Annotated in this window: 22 protein-coding genes and 1 pseudogene; 12 read left to right on the top strand and 11 right to left on the bottom strand. The window is 70.2% G+C overall.

Annotation, left to right across the window (positions count from 1 at the left end):
* The first annotated feature begins 113 nt into the window (after nt 1-113).
* Nucleotides 114-1,595, top strand: coding sequence for a hypothetical protein (locus tag AC3EO4_RS12945; protein WP_431895606.1), 1,482 nt, complete (start codon nt 114-116; stop codon nt 1,593-1,595).
* On the opposite strand, the gene AC3EO4_RS12940 is transcribed toward AC3EO4_RS12945, so the two are convergent.
* Nucleotides 1,546-3,048 (bottom strand): dolichyl-phosphate-mannose--protein mannosyltransferase, encoded by a 1,503-nt coding sequence (locus AC3EO4_RS12940; RefSeq protein WP_379583571.1) that lies wholly within the window; start codon nt 3,046-3,048, stop codon nt 1,546-1,548. The genes AC3EO4_RS12945 and AC3EO4_RS12940 overlap by 50 nt on opposite strands.
* A gap of 63 nt (nt 3,049-3,111) precedes the next feature.
* Complete coding sequence (gene rsmI, locus AC3EO4_RS12935) at nt 3,112-3,960, bottom strand: 16S rRNA (cytidine(1402)-2'-O)-methyltransferase (protein WP_379583569.1); 849 nt, start codon at nt 3,958-3,960, stop codon at nt 3,112-3,114.
* Between the two features lie 78 nt (nt 3,961-4,038).
* Here rsmI and AC3EO4_RS12930 point away from each other — a divergent pair, with 78 nt between their 5' ends.
* From AC3EO4_RS12930 to AC3EO4_RS12915, 4 genes are all read left to right on the top strand, one after another.
* Nucleotides 4,039-5,646 carry a dolichyl-phosphate-mannose--protein mannosyltransferase gene (locus tag AC3EO4_RS12930; RefSeq protein ID WP_431895604.1) on the top strand — a complete coding sequence of 536 codons (1,608 nt, stop codon included), beginning with the start codon at nt 4,039-4,041 and terminating at the stop codon, nt 5,644-5,646.
* Nucleotides 5,647-5,760: 114 nt separating this feature from the next.
* Nucleotides 5,761-6,933: a hypothetical protein gene (locus tag AC3EO4_RS12925; RefSeq protein WP_379583565.1), complete on the top strand. Its 1,173-nt coding sequence runs from the start codon at nt 5,761-5,763 to the stop codon at nt 6,931-6,933.
* 133 nt (nt 6,934-7,066) lie between these two features.
* The gene (locus AC3EO4_RS12920; protein ID WP_431895602.1) at nt 7,067-8,107 is read left to right on the top strand and encodes an AI-2E family transporter; all 1,041 of its coding nucleotides are present in this window, start codon (nt 7,067-7,069) and stop codon (nt 8,105-8,107) included.
* Between the two features lie 146 nt (nt 8,108-8,253).
* Nucleotides 8,254-8,832 carry a hypothetical protein gene (locus AC3EO4_RS12915; RefSeq protein WP_379583561.1) on the top strand — a complete coding sequence of 193 codons (579 nt, stop codon included), beginning with the start codon at nt 8,254-8,256 and terminating at the stop codon, nt 8,830-8,832.
* On the opposite strand, the gene AC3EO4_RS12910 is transcribed toward AC3EO4_RS12915, so the two are convergent.
* Nucleotides 8,809-9,693 (bottom strand): DMT family transporter, encoded by an 885-nt coding sequence (locus tag AC3EO4_RS12910; protein ID WP_379583559.1) that lies wholly within the window; start codon nt 9,691-9,693, stop codon nt 8,809-8,811. The genes AC3EO4_RS12915 and AC3EO4_RS12910 overlap by 24 nt on opposite strands.
* 153 nt (nt 9,694-9,846) lie before the next feature.
* Here AC3EO4_RS12910 and AC3EO4_RS12905 point away from each other — a divergent pair, with 153 nt between their 5' ends.
* The gene (locus AC3EO4_RS12905) at nt 9,847-11,046 is read left to right on the top strand and encodes an FAD-dependent monooxygenase (protein ID WP_431895599.1); all 1,200 of its coding nucleotides are present in this window, start codon (nt 9,847-9,849) and stop codon (nt 11,044-11,046) included.
* Nucleotides 11,047-11,050: 4 nt separating this feature from the next.
* Here AC3EO4_RS12905 and AC3EO4_RS12900 read toward each other — a convergent pair whose 3' ends face one another.
* Nucleotides 11,051-11,413 (bottom strand): MerR family transcriptional regulator, encoded by a 363-nt coding sequence (locus AC3EO4_RS12900; RefSeq protein ID WP_431895597.1) that lies wholly within the window; start codon nt 11,411-11,413, stop codon nt 11,051-11,053.
* Nucleotides 11,414-11,509: 96 nt separating this feature from the next.
* On the opposite strand from AC3EO4_RS12900, the gene AC3EO4_RS12895 reads away from it, so the two are divergent.
* Nucleotides 11,510-12,154 (top strand): SDR family NAD(P)-dependent oxidoreductase, encoded by a 645-nt coding sequence (locus AC3EO4_RS12895; protein WP_431895595.1) that lies wholly within the window; start codon nt 11,510-11,512, stop codon nt 12,152-12,154.
* A gap of 36 nt (nt 12,155-12,190) precedes the next feature.
* Here the strand turns inward: AC3EO4_RS12895 and AC3EO4_RS12890 are convergent, their stop codons facing one another.
* Both AC3EO4_RS12890 and AC3EO4_RS12885 read right to left on the bottom strand, forming a co-directional pair.
* Nucleotides 12,191-12,757 carry a DsbA family protein gene (locus AC3EO4_RS12890; RefSeq protein ID WP_431895593.1) on the bottom strand — a complete coding sequence of 189 codons (567 nt, stop codon included), beginning with the start codon at nt 12,755-12,757 and terminating at the stop codon, nt 12,191-12,193.
* 141 nt (nt 12,758-12,898) lie between these two features.
* The gene (locus AC3EO4_RS12885; protein WP_431895591.1) at nt 12,899-14,218 is read right to left on the bottom strand and encodes an alpha/beta hydrolase family protein; all 1,320 of its coding nucleotides are present in this window, start codon (nt 14,216-14,218) and stop codon (nt 12,899-12,901) included.
* A gap of 247 nt (nt 14,219-14,465) precedes the next feature.
* Here AC3EO4_RS12885 and AC3EO4_RS12880 point away from each other — a divergent pair, with 247 nt between their 5' ends.
* The gene (locus AC3EO4_RS12880) at nt 14,466-15,845 is read left to right on the top strand and encodes a sensor histidine kinase (protein WP_431895589.1); all 1,380 of its coding nucleotides are present in this window, start codon (nt 14,466-14,468) and stop codon (nt 15,843-15,845) included.
* Complete coding sequence (locus AC3EO4_RS12875; protein WP_379583546.1) at nt 15,830-16,528, top strand: response regulator; 699 nt, start codon at nt 15,830-15,832, stop codon at nt 16,526-16,528. Before AC3EO4_RS12880 ends, AC3EO4_RS12875 begins: the two co-directional genes overlap by 16 nt.
* A 40-nt stretch (nt 16,529-16,568) precedes the next feature.
* Here AC3EO4_RS12875 and AC3EO4_RS12870 read toward each other — a convergent pair whose 3' ends face one another.
* The 4 genes from AC3EO4_RS12870 to AC3EO4_RS12855 form a co-directional block, all read right to left on the bottom strand.
* Nucleotides 16,569-17,768: a serine hydrolase domain-containing protein gene (locus AC3EO4_RS12870; RefSeq protein WP_431895586.1), complete on the bottom strand. Its 1,200-nt coding sequence runs from the start codon at nt 17,766-17,768 to the stop codon at nt 16,569-16,571.
* A 259-nt stretch (nt 17,769-18,027) separates the two neighbouring features.
* Complete coding sequence (locus tag AC3EO4_RS12865) at nt 18,028-19,281, bottom strand: hypothetical protein (RefSeq protein WP_431895584.1); 1,254 nt, start codon at nt 19,279-19,281, stop codon at nt 18,028-18,030.
* Entirely contained in the window at nt 19,278-19,790 is a 513-nt protein-coding gene (locus AC3EO4_RS12860) for an RNA polymerase sigma factor (protein WP_431895582.1), read from the bottom strand. The genes AC3EO4_RS12865 and AC3EO4_RS12860 overlap by 4 nt, the downstream gene beginning before the upstream one ends.
* An 89-nt stretch (nt 19,791-19,879) precedes the next feature.
* Nucleotides 19,880-21,109, bottom strand: coding sequence for an SMI1/KNR4 family protein (locus tag AC3EO4_RS12855; protein WP_431895580.1), 1,230 nt, complete (start codon nt 21,107-21,109; stop codon nt 19,880-19,882).
* Between the two features lie 323 nt (nt 21,110-21,432).
* On the opposite strand from AC3EO4_RS12855, the pseudogene AC3EO4_RS12850 reads away from it, so the two are divergent.
* The 3 genes and pseudogenes from AC3EO4_RS12850 to AC3EO4_RS12840 form a co-directional block, all read left to right on the top strand.
* A pseudogene (locus AC3EO4_RS12850) lies at nt 21,433-21,666 on the top strand (protein kinase domain-containing protein); the annotation flags it as partial.
* A complete protein-coding gene (locus AC3EO4_RS12845; protein ID WP_431896015.1) occupies nt 21,576-22,934 on the top strand; it encodes a serine/threonine-protein kinase in 1,359 nt (452 codons plus the stop codon). The pseudogene AC3EO4_RS12850 and the gene AC3EO4_RS12845, both read left to right, overlap by 91 nt.
* Nucleotides 22,935-23,279: 345 nt before the next feature.
* Nucleotides 23,280-25,385 carry a tetratricopeptide repeat protein gene (locus AC3EO4_RS12840; protein WP_431895578.1) on the top strand — a complete coding sequence of 702 codons (2,106 nt, stop codon included), beginning with the start codon at nt 23,280-23,282 and terminating at the stop codon, nt 25,383-25,385.
* A 57-nt stretch (nt 25,386-25,442) separates the two neighbouring features.
* Here the strand turns inward: AC3EO4_RS12840 and AC3EO4_RS12835 are convergent.
* The coding region (locus AC3EO4_RS12835) for a phosphotransferase family protein (protein ID WP_431895576.1) at nt 25,443-26,381 on the bottom strand (939 nt) is incomplete at its 5' end.

Genomic DNA, 26,381 nt, shown 5'->3' with positions numbered 1-26,381 from the left:
ACTATCCGGTCCTCTGCAGCAGGAGCGGTGGAGGTCAAAGCATGGTGAGCGTTGCCGAGAGAACGCGTGTCGAGCCTTCCGTCCCAGGGCGAAAGGCTCGTTTGCTGTCCTACGTGGGCAGACACCGCGTGTTCTTCACCGCCTTCGCGCTCGGCGCGTTGCTGCGGCTCGTCGCGATGCTCGGCTACGGCCCCGCGATGTGGTTCAACGACTCCTACGAGTACGTCTCGGTGGCGCTGCACCCGAGGCCGAGCGCGGTCAGGCCGGACGGCTACAGCTTCTGGCTCATGCTGCTGCGCCCCTTCCACAGTTTCTCCCTGGTGGTCTTCACCCAGCATCTGATGGGCCTGGCCGCGGGCGTGCTCATCTACGCGCTGCTGCGCAGGAAGTTCGGGTTGCCCAAGTGGGGCGCGACGCTGGCCGCCGTGCCCGTGCTGTTCGACGCCTACCAGATCCAGCTCGAGCAGATGGTGATGTCGGACACGATGTTCACGCTGCTGGTCGTGGGCGTCATCACGCTGGTCCTGTGGCACCGGCGCATGTCGTGGAAGGTCGGCGCGGTCGTCGGGTTCCTGCTCGCGCTCACCGCGCTGACCCGCTCGATCGGACTGCCGATCCTCGGCCTGGTCGTCGTCTACATGCTGATCAAGCGCACCGGCTGGAAGCCGATCGTCGCCATGGTCACGGCCTGCGCCATCCCCGTCGTCGCCTACATGACGTGGTTCTACACGGCCTTCGGCAAGTTCGCGATGACCAACAGCGACGGCCTCATCCTCTACATGCGAGTGTCGATCTTCGCCGACTGCAAGAAGATGGACCTTGAGCTGCCGCGCGAGCTGCCGCTGGCCTTCATGTGCATCGAGGAGCCCGTCAGCAAGCGGATCGGTTACGCGCAGTGGTACCTGTGGGGCACCGGTAGCGGCAACGGCAACGGCGGCGGCGAGGTGCTGCACCGGCTGCCGGGCAAGGTGAAGTTCGACGACTTCAAGAACGAGGTGGCCAGCGAGTTCGCCAAGCGCGCGATCCTGGCCCAGCCCGGCGACTATCTCGGGGTGGTCGCGCGCGACTTCATGCGGGCCTTCACCTGGGGCAGGCCGCGCTTCCCCGACGCGAAGACCTACAACATGTACCAGTTCCAGCCGTACTACGATCTCGACGCCAACGGCAAGCCCAAGCGGCTGCCGCAGTGGGCGACCGTGGGCGGCAGGGCCGACACCGACGCGTTCATCTACGAGCAGGGCCCCGCGGAGACCAGGATCGTGCAGCCGTGGGCGGGCGTCATGAGCACCTACCAGAAGGTGTTCTACCTGCAGGGCGTCATGCTGGGCGGGATCCTGCTGATCGGCCTGGCGGGCGTGGTGGTCAGGTGGCGCAACCTGGGCGGTCCCGTGCTGCTGCCGTGGCTGGGGGCGTTCGGGCTGATCCTCGCGCCCGCAGCCACGGCCGAGTTCGACTACCGCTACCTGCTGCCCGCCGTACCGCTGGCGTGCATCGCGGCGGCGATCACGTTGAGGCGCGGGATCAAGGTGCGCCGCCGCTCCGCGCTCACACCCACGAGCGCATCAGCATCCGAGCCCACCACTGCGCGAACGTGATCGTCTCCGCGGACAGGATCGGGTAGAGCCACCAGAAGTTGATCAGTACCACCAGCGCGCACGCGCCGACCGTGGCCGCGCCCGCGGCCCTTCTGATCGGCGGCGCGCTCGCGGGGCCGAGCGCGACGCCCGCGACGAGCACGAGCGCCAGCACCATGAACGGCACGACGGGGGTCATGTAGAACAGGTACATCGTGCGGTTGTCGGCGATCGCGTAGTAGAACCACGGCAGCCAGCCCACGCCGTAACCGAGCAGCACCGCGCCCGCCCGCCAGTCGCGCCTGGCCACGTACAGGGCCACGAGGGCGAGCAGCGCGAGCAGCGCCAGGTACCAGAGGGCGGGCGTGCCGACGCCCAGCACCGCCGAGGAGCACTTGTCGGCGCCGCAGCCGGTCGGCGGCGGCTCGCTCGGGTAGTAGAACGACACGGGCCGCTGCAGCAGCGGCCACTGCCAGGGCTCCGACATGTACGGGTGCCCGTCGTCCATGCCGGTGTGGAAGCCCAGCACCTGCAGCTGGTAGCCGAGCCACGAGCGCAGGGAGTCGAGGACGAAGAAGGCGGGCCCCGCCTGCGTGGCCTGGTCCCAGTTGCGCCCCCAGCCCTCCGCCCGCACGAACCAGCCGGTCCAGCTGAGCATGTAGACCACCGCGGGGGCCAGCGCGAGCGCCCCGAGCGCGCCGGTCAGGTCCCGCGCCACCACTCCCCTGTACGGCCGGCGCAGCCCGAGCGCCCTGCGCGCCCCCGCGTCCCACATCAGCGACATGATCGCGAAGCCGATGAGGAAGAAGACGCCCGACCACTTGACCGCGCACGCCGCCCCCAGGCACGCGCCGCCTGCCAGCCGCCACGGCCTGACGCCCAGCCAGGGGCCGGTCACGGTCGTCAGGGAGGTCTCGTACCAGTCGGACAGGCGCTGCCTGGCCTTGTCCCTGTCGACCACGAGGCAGCCGAACCCGGCCAGCACCCAGAACATCAGGAAGATGTCGAGCAGCGCGTTGCGCGAGAGCACGAAGTGGAGCCCGTCGAGCGCGAGCAGCAGGCCCGCCAGGCAGCCGAGCAGCGTGGATCGGGTCATCCTGCGGGCGACCCTGGCGATGATCAGGATCGACAGCGTGCCCACCACCGCTCCGGCGAAGCGCCAGCCGAAGGGGGTCAGGCCGAACAGCCACTCGCCGGCCGCGATCATCCATTTGCCGAGCGGGGGGTGCGCGACGTATTCGGCGCACTCCTCGACGGTCGGGCACTGCTTCCAGAAGTTCAGGTCGCCCGCGATGATCATCCGGTCGGCGATGGGGTTCTTGGTGTCGCCGAGAGCCACCCGCTCGACGCCGAATTTCAGCAGCGCGTAGGCGTCCTTGATGTAGAAGGTCTCGTCGAAGACGACCGCGTGCGGCTCTCCGAGCCGAAAGAATCTCAGGAATCCCCCGAAGGCGGTGACCAGAAGCGGCCCCAACCATCCCCATAACGCGTCAACCGGCATGGGGGGAACTAGTCGCCTATTTCCCACCTTGGCACCTTAGGGGGTGGGCGATCTCCTGTGAACCGCGTCGTACAGCTCTCGTCTGGGCATGCCCGACTCCTTGGCCACGTCGACGATGGCCTGCTTGCGCTGGACGCCCTCGGCCGTGCGCCGGTCGACCTCGGCGACGAGCGCGTCGAGGTCAGGAGGACCGGCGTCGGGCACGTGGCCGGCGACGACCACGGTGATCTCACCCTTCACCCCTGCCGCCGCCCAGTCGGCCAGCTCGGCCAGGCCGCCCCGCCGTACCTCCTCGTAGGTCTTGGTCAGCTCGCGGCACACCGCGGCCCTGCGCCCGGGACCGAACGCCTCGACCATCGCCCGCAGCGCCACCTCCAGGCGGTGCGGGGCCTCGAAGAAGACCATCGTGCGCTCCTCGCCCGCCAGCGCGGCGAGCCTGCGGGCGCGCTCGCCCGGCTTGCGCGGCGGGAAGCCCTCGAAGCAGAACCTGTCGCTGGGCAGGCCAGAGACGGCCAGCGCCGTCGTGACCGCCGAAGGACCCGGCAGAGCGGTGACGGTGATGCCCGCCTCGACCGCCAGGCTGGTCAGGCGGTAGCCGGGGTCCGACACGCCCGGCATCCCCGCATCGGTGATCACCAGTACCGTGCGGCCGTCGTGGAGCGACTCCATCAGCTCGGCGGCGCGGGCGGCCTCGTTCTGGTCGTAGTAGGAGACGACCCTTCCGCTGATCTCCGCGCCGAGGTCGCTGGCCAGCCTGCGCAGGCGTCTGGTGTCCTCGGCAGCAACCACGTCGGCGCTCTCCAAAGCGTCGCGTAGTCTTGGTGACGCGTCTGCGACCTGCCCGATCGGCGCGCCTGCCAGCACCAGCCTGCCCTGTTCTCTCACCAGGCCATTGTGTCAGCCAGCCCCAATTGGGCGGTGTTTCTTACGTAACTACCGCGTTGGGGCCCCTACGATGTCCGAATGGCCGTGACCGATTTCCCGCACAAGGCCTTCTCAGAGTCAGAGGGCGAGTCTGAGCGTTCCCTGCGCGACAGGCTGGTCCCTTCCATGCCGAGAAGCGCCCTGTGGGGATGGATCGGGCCGCTGATCGTGGCCGTGTTCGGGGCGGTGGTCCGCTTCGTCGACCTCGGGCGGCCCAGAGGCGTGGTCTTCGACGAGACCTACTACATGAAGGACGGCTACTCCCTGCTCACCTGGGGAGTGGAACGCGTCACCGTCAAGGACGCCGACAAGCTCGTCCTCGCCGGACGCACGGGCGAGATCTGGAAGCAGTGCGCCGCCGACAAGATCGGCGAGTGCGCCTCCTACGTCGTGCACCCACCGCTGGGCAAGTGGATGATCGCGGTGGGCGAGTGGCTGTTCGGGCTCAACCCCCTCGGCTGGCGGGCCGCCGCCGCCTTCGTCGGCGCGCTGTCGATCCTGATCATCGCCAGGGTGGCCCGCAGGATGACCCGCTCCACGCTGCTGGGCTGCTTCGCGGGGCTCATGCTGGCGCTCGACGGGCTCCACTTCGTGCTCTCGCGTACCGCGCTGCTCGACATCTTCCTGATGTTCTGGGTGCTGGCCGGGTTCGCCTGCCTCGTGGTCGACAGGGACAAGGCCCGATCACGCCTCGTCGACTGGTACGAGACCTCAGCGCTGTCCGACAGGGGCCCCTACCTCGGGGTACGGCCGTGGCGGCTGGCCGCGGGGCTCTGTCTCGGCGCGGCGTGCGCGGTCAAGTGGTCGGGCGTCTTCTTCCTCATCGGCTTCGCGATCATGTCGATGGTGTGGGACGCGGGGGCGCGCAAGGCGGTCGGGCTGCGCAGGCCGTACTCGGGGGCGCTGGAGAAGGACGTGCCCTCGGCGCTGATGGCGATGGCGCTGGTGCCCGCGATCACCTACGTCGTCTCGTGGACCGGCTGGTTCGTCAACGCCACCGGCTACGGCCGCAACTGGGCCGAGGCGACCTCTCAGGGGCCCGTTCACTTCGTGATCAACTCGATCGGGTCGTGGATCGGCTACCACTTCCAGGTGCTCGGCTTCCACAACCAGCTCGACTCCACCCACCCCTACCAGTCCGAGCCGTGGTCGTGGCCGCTGCTGCTGCGCCCCGTCGCCTTCTTCTACGAGGGCAGGCAGAACGCCTGCGGGGTCAAGGACTGCTCGGAGGCGGTGCTCGGCGTCGGCACCCCCGTCATCTGGTACGGCGCGCTCGCCGCGCTGATCGCCATGGTGGCGTGGTACGTCTCCACCCGCGACTGGCGGGCCGGAGCGGTCCTGCTGGCCTACCTGCTCGGCTGGCTGCCCTGGTTCTACTGGGCGATCGCCGACAACCGCACCATGTTCCTGTTCTACGCCGCCCCGATGGTGCCGTTCATGGTGCTCGCCCTCACGCTGGCCGCGGGACTGATCATCGGGCCCTCGACGGCCTCCCCCTCCCGCCGCATGATCGGCGCGGCTGTGACCGGCGCGTTCGCGCTGCTCGCACTGATCAACTTCGGCTGGCTCTACCCCGTCCTTTCGGGCGAGGTGATCCCCTATGCCGAATGGAACGCCCGCATGCTGTTCAAGTCGCGCTGGATCTGATCCCAAAAACTGTCCGCTTACAACTGGTTTCGTAGGGTAGGCGCCGTGCACGACCCGATACGCACCGGTTTCGGTCATCGTCAGGGCTGGGGTCCATACGGCAAACTTCGAGGCATGCCTGCACCGGACGTGGCCGCGCTTCTCCTGGAGTTGGAGCGATCCGAGCCAGAAGTGGCCGACGAAGCCAGGACCGCGGTGGAGTGGCTGACCGGCGGCGAGCCGCTGGAGACGGTCACCCAGCTCGACGTATGCGAATTCCTCTGGTTCACTCTGCCGACCAAGGTCGACGGCGACCGCGAGAGCACGGCCGTCTCCCTCGGACGGCTGCTGCGGCTCGGCGGTCTCGACCGTTACGCCGCGCTCTGCGACTCACCGACCACGACCGAGATCCTGCGCACCTACGAGCGCGAGGGCGAGGAAGCGGGTAACACCGCCTACCACCAGGCGCTCCAGGCCACGGGCGTGCTCCCGCCCGACGTGCCCGAGCTGCAGTGGAGCACCATCATGGGGCCGGAGGAGCTGGGCGCGCACGTGGCGTGCTCGGCCGCGCTGGAGCTGGCCATGCTGACCGCCCCCGACTTCGACGGCCAGGTCGGCCTCACCAGGCGCTGGCTCACCGAGGCCAGGCCCGAGCTCGGCGGCGACAGCTGGCTGCACAGGGTGCAGGGCGAGCGGCTCAACCGCTGGGTGCTCGGCCGCGGCCCCGCGCGCCGCGAGCTGGCCCAGCCTTTCGAGGTACGGCTGCACGCCCCCGTTCCCGCCGCCCCGCTGCCGGCGCTGCAGGGCCTGCTGGTGCTGGCCGCCTCGGAGGAGGGCGTGCCGCTGCGGCTGCCGCCCTCACCTGAGGCCATCGCCCTGCGCGAGCTGGCCGAGCACTCGCTCGGCGCGATCAGGCACTTCGGGACCAGGCTCATCATCACCGCCGAGGGCAGACGCCTGCTCGCCTCGCCCGAACACCTCTGGGAGGCGGCCACGGCCCTGCTGCTCGCCCAGGGCGACAGCGACGTCACGGTGTCGGCGGGCGAGGCGGCCCTGCTGCTGCTCGCCTCGGGCGACCCGCTGCCGTGGTCCGAACTCTGCGCCAAGGTGTCCGAGGTGATCGGCGGCGAGGGGTGGCGGCCCGACGACGTCGCAGGCACGCTGGCGACGCTCCTGCGCCACATCACCGCGCTGGGGCTCGGCGTCACCCTCGACGGTTCGGTACGGCTGACGCCGGTGGGCCAGTCGGCGGCACTGGCGGCGCTGCGGGCACACGCCCTGCGGCCCAGAAAGTACGTGAGCGTCTAACCGCGCTGTTTGCGGGAAGTGGGAGTCCGTGCCGGACCCCACCTCCCGCCACAGCTCCGATCCCCCCGCCCCGCCTCCCGCCGGGCCGGCCGGACCTGTCGCTCCCGCCCCGCCCGCGCGTCCCCTCCACGACGTGAGACAGTCGAGGGTGCCCGGCGGCAACCCGTTCGTCTTCGGGTTCGTCGGCGCCCTCGGCGTGCTCACCGCGTGGCTGCTCGTCCAGGCGATCGCCACCGCCGGATCCATGCTGCTGCTGATCGTGGTGTCGCTGTTCCTGGCGATCGGGCTCAACCCCGCCGTGGAGTTCCTCAGAAGGCACAACCTGTCCAAGCCTCTGGCGATCACGGTGGTGTTCCTCGGCGTCATCCTGGTGTTCGTCGGCTCCGGCCTGGTGCTGGTGCCGCCGCTGACCGAGCAGAGCGGCGCGTTCGCCGAGCGCATCCCCCGCTACGCGGCCCAGCTGCAGACCAATCCGATCGTCCGCGACCTCGACCAGCGCTTCCAGCTGCTGGATCGGCTGGTCGACCACGTCGGCAGCGGCGCGTTCGGTACGCAGCTGTTCGGCGGGCTGCTCGGGTTCGGGCAGGTCGTCATCGGGGCGATCTTCAACGCGCTCACCGTGCTGGTGCTCACCCTGTACTTCCTCGGGTCGATGGAGACGATGAAGAAGGCCTTCTACCTGCTGGTGCCGCGCTCACGCCGGGACCGCACCAGGATGATCGGGGACGCGATCGTCGACAGGATCGGCGGGTACGTCGGAGGCAACCTGGTCGTCTCGCTCATCGCCGGCGTGGTGACGTTCGTCTTCCTGGTGATCATGCGCGTGCCGTACGCGCTGGCGCTGGCGTTGATCGTGGCGCTGACGGATCTGATCCCCATGGTCGGCGCCTTCATCGGGGCGGTGATCGCCTCCACCGTCGGGTTCTTCGTCTCCGTCCCCGTGGGCATCGCGTGCGTCGTGTTCTTCATCCTCTACCAGCAGGTCGAGAACTACTGGATCGCGCCCCGCGTCATGGAGCGCTCGGTCGACGTGCCGCCGGTCGCCACCATCGTCGGCGCGCTCATCGGCGGGACGCTGCTCGGGGTGGTCGGCGCCCTGCTCGCCATCCCGCTCACGGCCGCACTTCTGATCATCGTGCGCGAGGTGGTGCTGCCCAGGCAGGAGCGTGCGTGACGTAGCCGGCGGGGCCGGTGTGGCCGGGTCCGCTCGCGGCGCCGGACGGGGGTCGCGGGAGGGAGAGGGATCCCTCTCAGGAGGGAGGTGAGGGATCGCCCGCTGCGGCGATCACACGAAGGTCCCGTTTCGCGAAGATTTCCGGCATGAAGAAGTTCGCGTTCATCGCCGCTCCCCTGTTCGTCCTCGCCTACGGCGTCCTGCGCATCATCGACGGCTTCGACGGCGAGCGAGGTCCCGGGTTCGCCTGGACGGCGGGCCACCTCGCCTTCCTCGCCGCCCTCGCCCTGTTCGTCCCGATCTTCCTGGAGATGCGGCGGATGGCGGGCAGAGGCGCCTTCGCCACCGGCAGCGTCGTCGTCGCCTTCGTGGGCATCGCGTCCGTCTCGACCCAGTTCGCCATCGACATCGTCGTCGGCCTCCTCTCCCCCGACCACGCGGCGATGGGCACGCACTTCGACGCGGTCCAGTCGATCCCCGGCGTGGAGTTCGCGGTCTACAGCGCCCTGCCGTTCCTGTTCTACCTCGCCCAGGTCGCTCTGATCATCCAGCTCGCCGTCCAGCGGAAGGTCAAGGCCTGGACCCCGATCCTGGTCGTCCTCGACTTCGGCCTGCCGATCATCGAGAAGGACCTCATCCCGCTCGGCGCGATCCTCCTGCTCATCTCCTTCGTCCAGCTCGCCCGCCAGGTCGGCCCCAGGTCAGCCCACGCTCTGGCCGCTTGACCGCTTCAGCTTGCTGCGCGACACGGCCACGCCCGCCAGGCAGAGCAGGCCGCCTGCCAGGGTCAGCCAGCCGGGCACCTCGCCGAGCGCGACCCACGACATCAGCACCACGATGGCGGGCACGAGGTAGGTGGTGGCGCCCATCTTGCCCGCGGTCGTCCTGGCCAGCGCGTAGGCCCAGGTCGTGAACGCCAGGGCGGTGGGGAAGACGCCCAGGTAGACGACATTGAGCGTGGCGCCCGCCGAGGCGGTGGACACGTCCTCCACCAGCTGACCGGCGAACGGAAGGCACGCGGCCGCGCCGACGAGGCACCCGAACGTCGTCACCTGCAGGGCGTCGGCGTGCCGGAGGGCTGGCTTCTGGAAGACGACGCCGATGCCGTACGAGACGGCCGCCAGCAGGCACAGCAGCACGCCGCCCAGCGAGGAGTTCCCGCCGTCGGACATCGAGACGCCGACGACGGCCGCTCCCGCGAACGACACGGCGAGCCCGGCGAGCAGGGCCCGGGGGAAGCCTTCCTTGAGCAGCCACCCGCCGAGGATGGCGACGACGATCGGGCCGATGTTGACCACCATCGCGGCCGTGCCGGCGTCGACGAGCTGCTCGCCCCAGTTGAGGGCCACCATGTAGAGCCCGAACCAGAGCAGGCCTGAACCGAGGATCCCGGGCCAGGCGGCTCTGGGCGGGAGGCCGCCACCGCGCGCCAGCCAGATGGCCACCAGCACCACGGACCCCGACAGCAACCGTCCCAGCGCGAGCGAACCGGGGCTGTATTCGGCCCCCGCGCTGCGAATCGAGACGAATGCCGAGGCCCAAAGGAGCACAGTGACCCCTGCTGCGGCGAATGCCCGTTTTTCCATGTGAGAACACTAGGGCCTCGGCCCGACAAAGGCTCGCGGGGTTCAGCCCTCTCATTTTCAGACGTTTGTCTTAGACATAGGTGTTGCACAAGCGTATGAGACGCAGGTATTGTTCTGAGTGCAGGCAGAGACCCCCTCCCCAAGGAGCCCCCCATGAAGAACCCGACCATTCTGATCTCGGGCGCGAGCGTCGCCGGCACCACCCTGGCCTACTGGCTTCACCGCCACGGCTTCACCCCCACTGTCGTGGAGCGGGCCTCCGAGGTTCGCGAGGGCGGCTACAAGATCGACATCCGGGGCGCGGCGCTCGAGGTGGTCTCCCGCATGGGGATCCTCGACGAGATCCGCCGCGAGCGGACCGACGTCCAGGGCGGCTCGGTCGTCAACGCCGCCGGCAAGCGGGTGGCCTCCATGGACGGCGACACGTTCGGCGGCCGGGTCCACGAGGACGCGGAGATCCTGCGCGGCGACCTCAGCCGCCTGCTGTACGACCTGACCTGCGACAAGGTCGCCTACCTCTTCGACGACTCCATCGCCTCGCTGACCGACGGCCCCGACGGCGTGGACGTCGTCTTCGAGAGCGGCAAGCGGGCCACCTACGACCTGGTTGTCGGCGCCGACGGGCTCCACTCCAACACCCGCAGGCTGGCCTTCGGGCCCGAGCAGCAGTTCGTCCGCGACCTGGGCTACTACGTCTCGATCTTCAGCGTTCCCAACCACCTCGACCTCGACAGGTGGGAGCTGACCTACGTGGGCGCCGGCCGTACCGCGCTGACCTACAGCACCGCCAAGGACACCGGAGCGAAGGCGATGTTCCTGTTCTCGTCCGAGCCGATCGCCTACGACCACCGCGACCGCGACCAGCAGCAGCGGATCCTGGCCGGCGCCTACGCCGCCGAGGGCTGGGAGGTCCCGCGCCTGCTCGAGGGCATGTCCTCCGCGCCCGACTTCTACTTCGACTCGCTCAGCCAGGTGCACATGGACCGCTGGTCCACCGGCAGGGTCGCCGTGGTCGGCGACGCCGCCTACTGCGCCTCTCCCGCCTCAGGGCAGGGCACCAGCCTGGCGCTGGTCGGCGCCTACGTCCTCGCGGGCGAACTGGCCGCCGCCGGCGGCGACCACGAGGCGGGCTTCGCCGGGTACGAGCGGGAGATGCGGCCCTTCGCCGCCGCCAACCAGAAGCTCGGCCCCGCCAACATCAAGCGGATGGTGATGCGGACCAAGGGGCAGATCAGGGTCGCGATGACGATGCTGTCGCTGATGCGCTTCCTGCCGGGCAAGGACCGGATGATGGCCAAGGTCGTCGAGCCCATCCACAAGGCCGCCACCGCCATCTCGCTCAAGAGCTACTGACCCTCTACGCCCGGTCCAGCGCCGTGGCGAGCATCTCCTCGAGCACCTGCTGTGACGCCCGGAGCTGGTCGATCGTCTCGGCGACGCGGGCGTGCTCGTGGCGCAGGTTCTCGATCATGACGGGACAGGCCGACGGCACCATCCGCTCCCCCTCGTCGTGCACGCAGTGCAGGAGCCTGGCGATGACCGCCGTCGGGAGGCCCGCCGCGAGCAGCGTCCTGATATGGCGTACGGCGGCGACGTCCGCGTCGGCGTACTCCCTGTAGCCGTTGGCCAGCCGTACCGGCCTGAGCAGGCCCTGCTCCTCGTAGTAGCGCAGCAGCCGCCGGTTCACCCCTGTCGCGTGGGCGAGGTCGCCGATCCGCATGTCGCCCCTCCAGGGGTTGACCCTCACATCGGTGTGATGCCTTACCGTCCCCATTGTCGCTGATGAGAACACCTGCCGCTGATGGAGGAGTGAAGAATGGCCGGAGCAGTGATCATCGGGGCCGGTCCTGGAATCGGGCTGGCGGTCGCCCGCCGGTTCGCGAAGGAAGGCATGCCGATCGCGCTCATCGCGCGCGGCGAGGTCGCCGCCGGGAGCGTCGCGGCCGCAGGAGTGCCCGTGCTCGCCCTGCGGGCCGACAGCACCGACGAGGAAGGGCTGCGCGCCGCCCTCGACACGGCCGCCGGCGAGTACGGACTGCCCGACGTCGTCGTCTACAACGCCGCGATCATCCAGGCCGACGGGCCCGGCGAACTGTCGGCGCAGGGGCACCTGGACGCGTGGGCCGTCAACGTGGTCGGCGCGCTGACCGCCGCGGCGCACGTCGCCCCCGAGATGGCACGGCGAGGCAACGGATCGTTCCTCGTCACGGGGGGCATGCCCGAGCCGAAGCGGGAGTACGTGAGCCTGTCGCTCGGCAAGGCCGGGGTCCGCACCCTGGTGACGCTCCTCGATCAGGAGTACGGGGCGTCGGGGGTGCACGTGGCCAGCGTCACCGTCGCGGGGGCGGTCGCGCCCGGCACGGACTTCGACCCCGACGACATCGCCGAGCACTACTGGCGCCTGCACACCCAGCCGCGCGAGCAGTGGACGCACGAGGTGCTCCACACGGGACGCGCGTAACCACCGGGTAGCCGCCCGGGGCGCGGCCGTAGGGCGTCAGCCGGCGACCGCCGCCACCGCGGCGGCGATCGTGCGTGGATTCGCCGGTACGGGAACGCCCTCGACGAGAACGGCCGGCGTCCCGCTCACCCCCCGCTCGATGGCCGCCTCCGTGAGGTACGCGGTCCAGTCGAGATAGGCGCCCGAGAGCACGCACGCGGCGAACGACGGTTCGACCAGCCCCGTCATGACGCCGATCTCGACCAGTTCGTCGTTGGTGAGTCCCGGCCCGCCCTCGGGCGGCTGGTTGGCGAAGAGCGCGTAGGTGTACTGGACGAACCTTCCCCCGTCGGAGGCGCAGCCGGAGGCCGCGGACGCGCGGGAGGAGTACCTGGTGGTGGACAACCCGTCCAGGAACCCCATCGGGTGGTAGACCAGGGTGATCACCCCGTCGGCCACGAGCTTGTCCAGCGTCGGCCCTGACGCCTGCTCGAACATCCTGCAGAACGGGCACAGGAGGTCGAGGTAGGCGTCCACCGTGACCGGTCCCACACCGACGGCGATGCCATCCCCGCTCTCGGAGGCCCCGGCCGGCGCCCTCACCCTGCGTGACCACCGGCTCATGAGCTCTCCTCCTGGAATCCGCACCCGGAGGTTGTCGTTCCTACCCCGGCCTACGGACCCCCAGCCCAAGAACGGCCAAAACCCGGCATTCGTCTCAGCCGCAGGCAGCCCGTCCCCGGTCGCACCAAGCCTGCCCGGCGCCTACGCGCAGGTCTTCGTCTCAGGAACGCAGTGCTTGACCTCGGGGTGACGCGCCGACGGCCGGTCCAGCAGGGGCTGCTTCCTCTTCAGCAGATGCTGGTCGAAGAAGGCGCCGACGTACCTGCGGGTGATCTCCAAGGAGCGGGCGCCGGACAGCTTGGCGCCGCCGTCGACGCCGAGCTGGTTCGCCAGCAGCATGATGTCGGTGAACGACTCGTGCTCCGTGCCGGTCACCAGCAGCCAGCGCTTCCACCCGGTCATGAGCTTCCAGTCGCGCTCCCAGGTGTCGGCCGGGCCGCCGGCTCCCGGGGTGTACGTGCCGGGCTTGCCCAGGAACATGAACGGCCGCGACAGCTTGCCGTCGAGAATGCCGACAGGCGTGGTGCCGTCGATGTCGATCCCGGCGCGGAGCCGGGAGTCCTTGACCATCGCGGCGATGACGCTCGCGCCGCCCGCGGAGTGGCCCGCCATCGCGATCCTGGACGGGTCGATCAGCGAGCCTCCCTTCCACTTCGCGTGCGGCCCGGTCAGCTGGTCGAGCACGAAGGACACGTCGGCCGCCCGGCCCTTCGACAGCTTCGTGAAGAGCGTCTGGTCGTGGTCGCCCTCGCAGGGGACACAGGTCGTGACCCGCCCGTCGGGGAAGGTCGTGGCGACGTTCTCATAGGTGTGATCGATCGCGGCCACCACATAGCCCCTGCTCGCCAGGTCCTCGGCGAGGGCGGTCAGCGTACTGCGCGGCTTGGTGAAACCGGGGGAAAGCACCACGAGGGGCAGGCCACGCCTACGGCCCGCAGGCTTCACGTCGGTGAAGGCGTTGGTGCGCGTCCTGCTCAGTACGTCGAGCGGGACTCCCGTCAGCTGCGCCTCCTTGAGCAGGAGCTCGGACTCCTTCGCTGTCATGTACGGCGCCCGCCGGCGGCCCGGTGACGTCGCCGGGTACCACAGGGAGACCATGAGCTCCCGCGCCTTCACCTCGGGCACCCACGGATCGGGGCGGGAGGTGTCCTTCAGGTACAGGGACTCCGTGCCGACAGGACGGGAACCGGTCGGCTCGGGCAGGAACGGCGTCCCGCTCGACGCGACCGAGGAGGCGGTGACGGCAGTCGCGGACGCCGCGGCGGGGGGCGCCGCGGCGAGGGACGCCGACCCCGCGAAGGCGAGCAGTCCCGCGACGGCGAGCGTGCCGCCGCGCAGGACCGGATTCCGCGGCCTCGGCTTTCCTCCGGCGGACCGTCCCGCCACGGCCCCGCCTTCCCTCGCGGCGAACACCGACACGTCGCCGCCGTACCGCCTGGCTGCGCCTTCCGGTTCTGTCACACGACCCATGGCATATCCGTTCTTCCGATCGGGACGGCCGCCTCGGCGGGGAAGCCCCACGGCGACCTGATGGCGGGAACGAAACTAGGCGCAGCCGATCTTCACGCGCGTCGGCCGTCGCGCCGACATCGCCTACCTCCCGGGGACGACCACCCGCGGCGTCATCCTTGCGATGTACTCCCAGCGGACACCGCTCCGGTCATTCAGCACGATGCACGGCAGATCAGGCGAACGCGACAATATGCCGGTGACAGCGGATGAACGACGGCTCTGGCGGCAGCACGCGCTCGACATGCTCCGCCCCGAAGCGCGAACCGACCGGCCGTCTCGCCCGGCACTCGTCGCCGACGTGCTACTGGCGACCCTCCTGACCGTCGCCGCGGTGTTCGCGGCGACGGGCTTCGCAGGTCACGCCGACGCCGACGCCGGACCGCACCGCGTGTTCGAGCTCTTGCAGCTTCGGCCCGGCCTCCGGGTCTCGCCCCCCGCGCCTCCCCCACCGCCCCCCTTGCCCGCCCTGCCGTCCCCCGGCACGAACATCGGCACGCCGCCGCCCACGCCGGTCCCTCCCGCCCTGCCCGCCGACCTCCACGAGTACGAGCCGCCCCCGCTCCTGGTGGTGCTCACCGCCCTGCCGCTGGCGGCCCGGCGCCGGTATCCCCTCACCACCTTCTGGGTGGTGCTGTCCGCGACGCTGGCCATGAACGGGGGCGAGACGTGGATCACCGTGCTGACCTGCGCGATCGCCGCCTACAGCGCCATCGCCCACAGCCGCAACCGGGTGCCCGCGGTGGCCGGCCTCCTGCTCGCCGCCGTGCTGGCCGGCGCCGTGGACCGCGACATCGTCCCCAGCCTGCCCAGCTGGCTCGGGCCGTACGTCATCCTGCTCAGCGCCGGAGCTCTGGCGATCTTCGTCCGGTTCTGGCGGCGCAGCAGGAACCGGCTCGCCGAACTGCAGCAGGCCCAGGAGGACGCCATGCGCAAGGCGGTCCAGGCCGAGCGCTCCAGGATCGCGGGCGAACTCCACGACGTGGTGACCCACAATGTCAGCGTGATGGTGATCCAGGCCGGCGCCGCGCGCAAGGTGATGGACGCGCGGCCGGACCAGACCAAGGAGGCCCTGATCGCGATCGAGGCCAGCGGCCGGGCCGCCATGGCCGAGCTGCGCAACGTCATGGGCCTGCTCGCCGGCCCGGAAAGCGCGCGCCCCGACGACCCGGACGACGGACTCGAACCACAGCCCGGGCTCGACCGGCTCGAGGGCCTCATCGAACGGGTCCGCGCCGCCGGCGTCCCTGTGGACGTCACGCTCTCGCCGCCCGACGGCCCCCTGCCTCCCGGGGTCGACCTGGCGGTCTACCGCGTCGTGCAGGAGGCGCTGACCAACACGATGAAGCACGCCGCCGGCGCCGCGGCGTCCGTCACGATCGGCCACGACGGCGACCGCCTGGAGATCGAGGTCACCGACACCGGCGGCACGCAGACAGCCCAGTCACGGACCGGCGACGGCCGCGGGCTCATCGGACTGCGCGAACGGCTCGCCCTCTACGGCGGGACCCTCGAGGCCACCCGCAGAACCGGCGGCGGATACCGGTTGAAGGCCCGCATCCCATGGAGAGCCTCGTGAACCCGCCGCTGCGCGCCGTCATCGCCGACGACCAGGCGCTGGTCCGCACCGGATTCCGCATGATCCTCAACGCCGACGGCATCGACGTGGTTGCCGAGGTGTCCGACGGAGCCGAAGCGGTCGCCGCCGTCCGCCGTACCCAACCCGACGTCGTGCTCATGGACATCCGGATGCCGCGGATGGACGGCATCGAAGCCACCCGGCAGATCGTGACCGGCGGCGCGAACGGCACCCGCGTCCTCATCCTGACCACCTACGATCTCGACCACTACGTCTACGCCGCGCTCACCGCGGGGGCCAGCGGCTTCCTGCTCAAAGACGTCACCCCCGAGCACCTGGTGGCCTCCGTACGGCTGGTCCGCTCCGGCGACGCCCTGCTCGCCCCGACGATCACCCGCCGCCTCGTGGAGCGGTTCGCCCGCCGCGACGACTCCAGGGCCGCCCTCCACCGCGACCTGTCCGAGCTGACACCGCGAGAACTCGAGGTCCTGCGCCTGCTCGCCACCGGCCTGAGCAACGCCGAACTCGCCGACCGGCTGACGCTCAGCGCGACCACGGTGAAGACCCACGTCGCCCGCATCCTGTCCAAACTCGGCCTCCGCGACCGCGTCCAAGCCGTCGTCCTCGCCTACGAGACCGGACTGATCTCCCCCGGCCGCCCGACCGGCCCGGCTGATCTCTGAGAAGCGGCCTCAGACCTGGATGGACGGACCGATCGCGGTTCTACTTCTGAGTGCAGAGCGCGGTGTCGAGGGCGGCGTTGACCCGCTCGGCGCCGGCGTCCGTGGTGGGCAGCGCGGTCACGGCGACCGTGGCCGCCCGGCCGTCCTCGGTGACGCCGTTGCGGGTCTCGTAGCCCGAGATGTCGCCCCCGTGCCCCCACGCGTGGCCGCCACAGCTCAGCGGGATCTTCATCAGGCCGAGCCCGTAAGACCAGCCGGCCGGGAATCCAGGAGCCTCGACCGTCCGCTTCATCTGCTCCAGCTGGGCCGGCTTGAGCAGCTCGCCGCCCAGCAGCGCGCCCAGGAAGCGGTTGACGTCGCGCGGGGTGCTGACGAGGTTCCCGGCCGTCCATCCCCATGAGGGGTCCATTTCGGTGATCTTCACCAGCTCGCCGCCCGGCGCGCCGGTCTTGGAGTGGTACCCGTTGGGATGGGCGCCGCGGATGGTCTGCTCGCCGACGCCGGGCCAGTAGGTGTCACGCAACCCGAGCGGCTTGATGATCCGGTTGGTGACCTCTTCACCCATCGGCCGGCCCGTGACCTTCTGCACCAGCATTCCGAGCAGGACGTAACCGGTGTTGTTGTATCTCCAGCCCTTCCCGGGGGCGAAGACCGGCTTCTGCCCCAGGGCCCTGTCGATCAGTTCTCGGGGCTCGAAGTAGGTGTGCTGGATCTCGAACAACGACGGGTAGTTCGTGTACTCCGGCAGACCGGAGGTGTGCTGGAGCAGTCGGCGGGTCGTGATCTCGCGGCCGTCGTTGCCGTTGCCGCGGATCAGGCCGGGCAGGTACTTCTCGACGGGCGCGTCCAGGTCGAGCCTGCCCTCGCCGGCCAGTTGCAGCACGACCGTGGCGGTGAACGTCTTGGTGTGGCTGCCGACGCGCACCTTCCCGTTGACCGGGACCTTCGCCCGTGTCTCCAGGTCCCCCACCCCGGCGGTGTAGTCGCGGACGCGCCCGTCGCGGCCCCGCACCGCGGCCACGACGCCGGGGAAGTCACCGGTGCGGACCAGGTCGTTCAGGTTCGTCTGCACGGTGTCGGCGGGACCCGTCCGCGGGACGGGGTCGGCGGCGGCCGCGGCGGCCGCGGTCAAGCCGAGGGTGCCCAGGGCGACGGCGGCCGCGGTGGCCAGGGCCAGCCGGCCACGGCGCCTGGTGGACGCGGACCTGGTCGAAGGGGACGTGACGGACAAGTGCGACATCAGGGCTCCCTGCTCGATAGCTCGGTGCGACGCCGACAAGCATGTCGGCGCGAGCAGGTCATGATCGATACCCTCCGCTGGAGTCATGGGGTATGGCCGGCACTACCGCCCACCGGCGCCGTTCAGCCGCGAGACCTGCGACGATGTCCACGGCCCCGCCTTGCGCGGAGACCTCAGGGGTCTCCGCGCTTGAGGGTGCTGGAAGAACCGGACCTGCGGACATCGGCCCCCGCCCGATGCCCGCAGGATCAGGCCCGGGTCACCGGCTCGGCTTGGCGCCCAGGTCGTCGACGTAGCCCATGGCCTCGTAGGTCTGCCGGAGCAGCGGGGTCGAGGAGCCCGCCTCGAGGACGTCGAGCTCCAGGAGCTTGGCGGTCCTGTCGTCGAAGATCAGACGGTAGGTGATCTTGCCGGCCTCGCCTGCCTCGTCGGGCCCGGCCGTCTCCAGGGCGACTCCCGTGCGCCCCATGCCGTCGGCCACGCCCGTCTGCGACTTCAGACCAGACGTGGAATCGGCCAGCACCTGGTAGAGGGCCGCCCTGGTGCCCGGCGTGATCGGCGCGCTCAGCAGATCCGTGCCCGTCTGCCACAGGTAGGAGGCGAGCGGGACGGTCTTGCCGCTCCGGCCGTACAGATCGCGCAGCTTCGCCTTCAGCCCCTCCTTGTCGGTCGGCAGTTCGGAGATGGTGGACCAGGTGAGGGAGTCGTTGCCGATCGACAGGATGCCCTCCGGCGCGCCCTCCTTCGTGCGCGGCCGATCATCGGCGGAGAGGCGAGGAGAGCCCGCCTGCTTCCACTTCGCCTCGTCCTCCGGAGTCGCGAAGTCGACCTTCACGTCCTGGTTCGTCACCCGGCGGCCGCTGGCGTCCTCGCGCGACAGCCACATCTCGGCGGTGTCGCTGCGGATCGCGGTGTACGGCAGCTTCGCCTGCTTCAGCGCGAGGATCTTTTCGTCGAACTCCTTCTTGGCGGCCTTCAGCTCGGCGGGCTTGTCCTTCAGCTCCGCCTCCTTGGCCTTCCACCCGTCCAGCAGAGGCGTGATCTTGGCCATGTACTCATCAGGGGCGCTGTGGACCTTCTGGGCGGTGCGCACCCGGGAGTACCAGTACGTGCCCGACGCGATCGGCTCCTCGGCGGCCACCTTGGCCGCCGCGAGCAGGATCGTCCGGGTGTTCGCGGCGGTACCGCCGGCCGTGGACTTCGCCCCGGCGTCCACCGATGGCGCCCGCAGGCCGGACTGCTGGGCAGCGATCGGGCCTCGGGACGGCGCGGCCCCCGTGACCAGTTGCGGAACGATGATCGCCGCGGCGGCGAGCCCCGCCGCGGCCGTGGCCGCGACAACGAGAAGGGGTGTGCGCTGAGCCATGGAGAACCTCCGGAAGTGGGGGGGTGTACGAGGTGACTGGAACGCGCGCGCCAGATCCGCCGAGCGGCGCCGCCGGTAGGCGTCCTCGGTGAGCGCGTCGGGACGCAGGGTGGCGATCAGATCATCGATGGGGTCTTTTTCGTTCATTCCTGTCCCTGAAAGGTGAAGCGGAGCGTGAGCTTGAGCGCGTCGGCCAGGCGGCGCCGGGCACGGTGCAGCCGGACGTTGTACGTGCGAGGCGAGCAGCCGGCCACCTGAGCCGCCTCCTCAGGGGTGAGGCCGTACCAGTTGGCCAGGACCACCGCCTCGATGTCCTGTTCACGCAGGCCTGCCAGTACGGCCAGTGCCTCCTGCCGGCTGGCGACCCGCTCGGCCACGTCGCCCTCGACGAAGGTGCTCAGCCCGGCGAGCCGAGCGATCAGTTCGTCACTGCGCAACCGGCGGACACGGTGGTTGCGCAGCAGGTTCCGGGTCACGCCGAGCAGCCACGGCAACGGTGGATCGGGCAGATCGTCCAAACGCCGCCAGGCGACCAGAAAGGTCTCGCTGGTCAGGTCCTCCGCCATGGCCGGCTCGGCACGCAGCAGGGCATAGCCCAGTACGTTCCGGTAATGCCGGTCATAAAGGTTGGTGAATCGTTCTTCGGGATCGTCCACACCTAGAACTGTCTCGGAGGGCCCTCCGGATTACCGGGCGACCCGAATTCGCACCGCCCCATAGGCCTGCGGGCCGTACCGGAGCCGGCTCAGAGGACCTTCCAGTCGAGCTCGCCGGCGACGACCGCGGGCTTCCAGTACCCGATGGAGCCGTCGTTCTCCATGGCGTCGGCGGTGGCCTTCAGGAGGGCGTAGTACGAGCGGATCCTGCGCCCTCCGGGCGTGAAGCTCATGGTGCCCTCGTGATCGGTGTCGCCGACGTCGCGCTTCACCGAGTCGATCACGAGGTGGTTGCCCGATCCGTCGGCGCCGATGGGGAGCATGCGCCCGTCCCACCATTCCGTCCGTGGATCGTCGAACCCCTCGTCGCCGTTGTCGTCACCGTCGATCTCGCACAGCGCTCGCCACGTGCCACGGATCTCCTGGACACTCAGGTTCGCATTGCCGAGGAAGCCGAACCCCCAGGTGTCCTTCACGAGAACGGTCCCGTCGTGCCGCAGCAGTGAGGCCCGCAGGTCGTCGGGGAACAGCATCCCCATCTGCGCCTCCGCCGCCGCGATGGTCTCGGGCTTTCCCGGCTTGCCGAGCGTGCGATGGCTTCTCGGGGCGTTGGCCTTCAGCCACGACTCGATCCGCCGCCACTGCCTGTCCACTGCCCGCGCCACCTTCGCGTTGAGCTTCCGTACGCGCGGGGCCGCCTTCCTCGGCCGGCAGTCCGCGTCGGGACCCGAGGCGTAGACCGGGACCGGCTCCTGCGTCTCCCCACCTTCGGTGGGCGGAGGAACGTCGTCGAAGGACGAATCGTCGTCACGCCTCAACTCGGCGAACAAGCATTCGACGTGGCTGTCCGAAGAGGTCTCGGCGCATGGCACGTCCTCGATCTCGAACGACGCATACCCGACGAGGTTCGTCTCCTTGGAGAAGACCGCGGATTCCAGGGCTTGCGTACCGGCGGCCAGCAGGAGAAGCGCGAGTCCGGCCATGCCCCAGCGGGCCAGGCGGCGCCGGGTGGCGTCATCCAGCGGCTCCCTCGCCTCACCACCCTCGAAGAGCGTTGTGGACGCGGGCCGGTCGAAGACGGAGGGCTTGGGGGCGTAACGCTGGAGAGTCTCCTCGGTCGGGGTGCCGAGAATCGGGGCCGGGGGCCACTGCGATACAGGGCCGCCCTCGGCCGAGGTCTCGGGTGTCGCCTCATCCTGCTGGACGGGACGCCGTACCGTCACCCGTCGACGAGAACGCACGATCACGACGATCGTCGCCGCCACTATGGCCGCCGAAACCGCGAGCCATACCCCGCGAGCCGTGATCAATCGCCGCACGCCCGGCAGAGTACCCGGAAACGGTCCGCACAGAGATCGAAACCGGCCATCGCCTCGGCCGCCCGGTCCCGAGGGCCGCGCCGGCCGATCTGCGGATCGAGTTCTTCCCTCTCGAGCAGGTGGATCAGGGAGGCGAGACCTGGTCCGAAGGGGGCGGCTACGGTGAAGGGTTCGAGCCGCTTGTCATCCGTTCTGGCCGTCTCTGATCATCACTCGCTGCCGTTCGTGATCTGTTCCCCCTACTATCTGACGTGCCCTGCTGAGCCGGATATCGACAGGAGGCTTCGGATGGTTGGAGAGTCCGGGACGTCTGCAATGGCACGGTGACGCTGCTCGCGGGCCGCTATCGGCTGCTGTCCCAGCTCGGCCAGGGCGGCATGGGCACGGTCTGGCGGGCGATGGACGAGCTCCTCCGGCAGGAAGTGGCCATCAAGGAGGTGCGGCTCCCGCCCGACCTCGACGAGGCATCACGGGCCGAGCTGGCCGAACGCACGCTCCGCGAGGCGCGCGCCGCGGCGACGCTCCGTTCCCACCCGTCCATCGTCACCGTGCACGATGTGGTCCTCGACGGCGGACGGCGCCGTGGATCGTCATGGAGCTGGTCCGCGGCCGCTCCCTTGACCGGGCCGTTCGCGACGACGGCCCGCTGCCGCCGCACCGGGTCGCCGCGATCGGCCTGCGGATGCTCGAAGCCCTCACGGCCGCGCACACATCGGGCATCCTGCACCGGGACGTCAAACCCGCCAACGTCATGCTCACCGACGACGGGCGGGTGCTGCTGACAGACTTCGGCATCGCGACCATCGTCGGAGACACCGGGCTCACACAGACGGGGATGCTGACCGGCTCGCCCGGCTACATCGCCCCGGAGCGCCTGCGCGGCGAGGCCGAGGGCCCGCTCGCCGACCTGTGGTCGCTCGGCGCGACGCTGTTCACGGCGGTGGAGGGCGGCCCGCCGTTCGCCCGCCCGAACGAGGCCGCGGTGCTGGCAGCCGTGCTCATGCAGGAACCCGCCCCTTTCCGCCTGGCCGGCCCGCTCGCACCCGTGCTGGGCGCGATCCTGGAAAAGGATCCGGCGCGCCGCTGCTCCTCGGACGAGGTGGCCGGCTGGCTGGACGCCATCTCGCGGGGCGACACCGCGACCGGTCCGACCCTGCCACGGCAGCGGACCACGCCTGGACGCTCCTCTCGACGCGTCCGTCCCCAGGTCGTCATGGGCGCCGTGCTCGCGGTGGCGCTGACCGTGGCGGCGGGGATCGTTGTCGTGCCGTACCTGTTTCCGAACACCGTCCGCTTACTCGGCTACGTGCTCACGCCCCGATCGACCTACTCTCTAGCACCGACAGTACCGACGTTCAGCCCGACGGCGGTGGCCACGCCGCTGATCGCCCGCGACTTCGAGGCCTGCGACCTGCTGACCAAAGCTCAGACGCGCTCCCTGTTCGGCGCTTCGATGAAGCGCCAGTACTACACCGCCTCCAGCTGCAGCTGGAGCAGGGCAGACGGCGTCAACCTGCGCGTCATGGCGGTCCGTATGCCCAGTACATCAGCGGCCGACCTCTACCACGATCAGATGGTCAAATACATGAAAGAGGAGCCGAAGCGCAACGCGGGAACCAAACTCCGCAAAGGGCCGGACATCGGCGACGAGGCGTACAGCTATACCCAACGGCGTCCCTTCGGGCTCCCGTTCTACCAAACGCACATCGCCCTCCGCCTGTCGAACGTCTCGGTGGTCATCGACGTCTACGCACCGCGGTCCGGTCACGCCACTGCGGATCAGGCGGCCGAACTCATCGCGGCGGCCGTCGACAAGTACCGATAGCCCCCGATCGGCTCCCATCGACCTCTTCGTGGAAGACCCTTCGGCGCCGCAGGTGACAGAGTCGCGGTGTCACTCGGTCGGTCGGCGTGGACGGGGAGGGCGGCCGGTACGGCCTCAGGCCGCTCATCAAGTGAACCGGTCAGCTGGATCATCGGGACATCGCCCGATATCTGCAGCGGATCATTGTACGCCGACCCCCTGACCCCCGAGAGCGCCGACGCTCTCGTCGACCCCTCCCTCAAGGCGATGCGCCCCTGTTTGCCCAGGTAGGTCCCGCGATGAGTTTCCGAGACGGCCGGACGGGACGACCGCCCGGATGCTCCACTTGCCGGAGAGGAGGTGGAGATGCCCCGCTGGTCGAAGTTCGCCCTCTCCGCGCTCGTCCCTCCCTTCTTCGGCGCTGTCGTGTGGGCATGGGGAGAGCGGGCGGGGATGGACCTGGACCGGATCGGCCTGCTGGTCGGTCTCCTGGGCGGCCCGCTCGGCCTGCTGGCGGTGTGGTGGACCGCGCCGGAGCCCGGATCAGGGCCGGCGCTCGGGGCCGGATCGTGGGACGTCGTCGGGGAGGTGCCGAGGCGGCCCAGGGCGTTCCAGCCCCGGCACGGGCTACGGGCCCGGCTCGACGCGACGTTGGGGACGGGCGGGGCGGCGGTGATCTGCTCCCTGACCGGCGCCAGGGGTGTGGGCAAGACGCAACTGGCGGCCGCCTACGCCAGGGACAGGATCGCGGCGGGGGTGCCCGTCGCGTGGCTGCACGCCGAGACGCCCCAGCAATTGAACGCCGGGCTCGACCTCATGGCGGAGCGGCTCGGGCTGCGCCGGCCGGAGGATCCGGCCGAGCTGGCCCGTGGAGTGCGGACCTGGTTGGAGGCGCGGCGGGAGCCGTACCTGGTGGTACTCGACAACGCGGTGGATCCCGACGAGGCCGCGGCGCTGCTGCCCGCCTTCGGCGCGGCCACCGTGCTGATCACGGCCAACAATCGTGCCTTCGAGCGGCTCGCCGAGACGGTGGACGTGGGCCCGTTCACCCGGGAGGAGGCGCTCGGTTATCTGGGCGAACGGCTGGGGCCGCTCGACCGGGAGGGCGCGTCACGGCTGGCGGACGAGTTGGACCGGCTGCCGCTCGCGCTGTCGATCGCGGCCGCCGGGCTGGCCGGGTCGGCGGGGCTGAGCTATGACGCGTACCTGACGCTGCTGCGCGAGACCGGTGTGGAACAGCTGCTGGCGCGTCCGGCGGGCGAACCGTACCCGACGGGGGTGGCACAGGCGATCGTCCAGTCGGCGGCGCGGCTGAGCGAGGGCGCCGCGTCGCTGCTGGGCACGCTGGCGGTGCTGTCCGCGGCGGGGACCGAACTGGCACTGCTGGGCCCGAACGCGCACGGGCCGCTGGCGGAGTTGCGCGCCGCCGCGCTGGTCACGATGAGCGGCGCGGACTCGACCGTGGTGGTGGCGCACCGCCTGGTGCAGCGCGTGGTCAGGGAGCGGGCGCGCGCGGACGGCTCGCTCGTCCGCCACGTGCACTCGGCGGCGGCGCTGCTCACCGTCGTCGAGAGCGTCACCAGGGAGGACGTCTGGCGCAGGATGCCCCTGCTGCTGACCGTGGACGAGCACGCCCAGGCCCTCTGGTCGGCGCTCCGGCCCGACCGGGAGCCTGAAGCGGCCGAGCGGGTGCTGCGGATCCGCTACCGGGTCGCCTACCACCTCAACCAGCTCGGCATCGGCGCGCGGGCCGTACCCGTCTGGGCGCGGCTCGCCGAGGCCTGCGAACTGCTGCTCGGCGCCGACCACGCCGACACGCTGGAGGCCAGGCACGGGCTGGCCACCGCCACGATGGGCGCGGGACGCCATGAGGAGGCCGTCAAGTTCTACGAGGCGCTGCTGGCCGACCGCGAACGTGTCCAGGGCCCCGACCACCGCAGAACCCTGCGAACCCGACACAACCTCTCCCTCGGCTACGTGCGGGCGGGGCGACCGGCCGAGGGGATCCGGCGTATGCGCCGCGACATCGCCGACCGCGCCCGCGCGCTGGGCGCCGACCACCCGTGGACGCTGGCCGCCCGGCACAACCTGGGCTGGGCCCTGGTGGAGGCAGGGCGGGCGCCGGAGTCGCTCGACTGGAACGCGGCGGTGCTGGCCGACAGGACCCGCGTGCTCGGCGCCGACCACGTCGACGTCCTGTACACCCGCGAGGACCTGGCCCGCGCCCACCGGATGACGGGTCGGGCCCGGGAGGCGGCCGAGCAGCTGGAGTCGCTGGTGGAGGATTGGGTCCGTGTGGTCGGCGCGGGGCATCCGCTGACGCTGAACTCGATGCACGAACTGGCGGTCACCTACGAGACGCTCGGACGAGACGCGGCGGAGCTGTACCGGCGGGTTCTCGCCGACCGGGAGAAGGTGCTCGGTCCCGACCATCCTGATACCCGGCGGACCGCCGAGGCACTGGCCAGGTAAAAGAAGACAGCCGCGCCCTCCGGAAAGACCGTGCAGCCTCTCCCCAGAGCCGAGCCGTCAGACGACGGCGAGCGCCTTGGTGATGTTCCACTCGGCTAGTTCCAGCATCCATTGCCGATCGGGGAAGTCGGTGTCCGCGATACGTAGCGGGCCCTCGATCAGCGACAGCACCTGCGCGTAGCGGTAGAGCTCCAACCTGTGGGGATCGAGATCCACCGGACGCAGCGCTGGGTATGCGTCGCCGAAGCGCATCTGCAGCCAGGCGTGTTCCCACTCGACGTCGAAGTAGGTCAGGCCCTCGAAATCGATCATGACGGGTTCGCCCGCGGGCGTGATGAGTACGTGATCGGGTCCGAGTTCGCCATGTACCAGCCCATACGTCTCGCGCGCCCCGACCGTGCCACGAAGGTGACGCACATGTCCGGCGATCCGGTCATGCGCCTCGCTCACCCGGGCGTCGCGGGTCGCCACGGCGTCGAGGTGGCCGAGCGCCCGGTCCACGATGATGTCCTCGGTGCGTCGGATCTGGGACGCCTCGCCGCGGGTGATGGCGGCGAGCTTGCCATACTTCGGGCCGAGCGTGGTGTGCATGCGCCGCAAGGCGTCACCGAGCATGGACAGCGGCACGGCAGCCGCGGCCGGGTCGTGTTCCATCAACGCCTCGAGCTTCACCGCGCCGACGTCCTCGACCAACGCGACGTCGGCATCGAGGTAGCGGCTGTCGCGGTCGAGCATCAGCAGCCGTGGGGTTCGCACACCTGCGGCGGTGAGGGCCGAGTGGTTGGCGACGAACAGTTCCGCTCCAGACGCGTCGGTGAACGGGTCATCAGGGACGGTCGGCGACGGCGGCCAGTAGTTCTCGCCGGCCGCCCATACGTAGAGGATCACGGTCGTCCCGTCGTCCAGACCGAGACGGTAGACGCCCTTCTTGCTGCCGCCGGTCAGCCGGTCCAGCGCGGCGAGTCGCCGGCCGACGCCGAACTGTTCCGCTACAAG

Source organism: Nonomuraea sp. bgisy101 (assembly GCF_057708945.1).
Note: the sequence above shows the minus strand (reverse complement) of the source record. Positions and strands in the feature narration are given on the sequence as shown.

Excerpts from the sequence above, each read along its gene's own strand:
- AC3EO4_RS12930 (WP_431895604.1), top strand. The coding sequence starts at position 4,039 with ATGGCCGTGACCGATTTCCCGCACAAGGCCTTCTCAGAGTCAGAGGGC.
- AC3EO4_RS12925 (WP_379583565.1), top strand. The coding sequence starts at position 5,761 with ATGCCTGCACCGGACGTGGCCGCGCTTCTCCTGGAGTTGGAGCGATCC.
- AC3EO4_RS12915 (WP_379583561.1), top strand. The coding sequence starts at position 8,254 with ATGAAGAAGTTCGCGTTCATCGCCGCTCCCCTGTTCGTCCTCGCCTAC.
- AC3EO4_RS12910 (WP_379583559.1), bottom strand. The coding sequence starts at position 9,693 with ATGGAAAAACGGGCATTCGCCGCAGCAGGGGTCACTGTGCTCCTTTGG.
- AC3EO4_RS12905 (WP_431895599.1), top strand. The coding sequence starts at position 9,847 with ATGAAGAACCCGACCATTCTGATCTCGGGCGCGAGCGTCGCCGGCACC.
- AC3EO4_RS12900 (WP_431895597.1), bottom strand. The coding sequence starts at position 11,413 with ATGCGGATCGGCGACCTCGCCCACGCGACAGGGGTGAACCGGCGGCTG.
- AC3EO4_RS12895 (WP_431895595.1), top strand. The coding sequence starts at position 11,510 with ATGGCCGGAGCAGTGATCATCGGGGCCGGTCCTGGAATCGGGCTGGCG.
- AC3EO4_RS12890 (WP_431895593.1), bottom strand. The coding sequence starts at position 12,757 with ATGAGCCGGTGGTCACGCAGGGTGAGGGCGCCGGCCGGGGCCTCCGAG.
- AC3EO4_RS12875 (WP_379583546.1), top strand. The coding sequence starts at position 15,830 with ATGGAGAGCCTCGTGAACCCGCCGCTGCGCGCCGTCATCGCCGACGAC.
- AC3EO4_RS12870 (WP_431895586.1), bottom strand. The coding sequence starts at position 17,768 with ATGTCGCACTTGTCCGTCACGTCCCCTTCGACCAGGTCCGCGTCCACC.
- AC3EO4_RS12865 (WP_431895584.1), bottom strand. The coding sequence starts at position 19,281 with ATGAACGAAAAAGACCCCATCGATGATCTGATCGCCACCCTGCGTCCC.
- AC3EO4_RS12840 (WP_431895578.1), top strand. The coding sequence starts at position 23,280 with ATGCCCCGCTGGTCGAAGTTCGCCCTCTCCGCGCTCGTCCCTCCCTTC.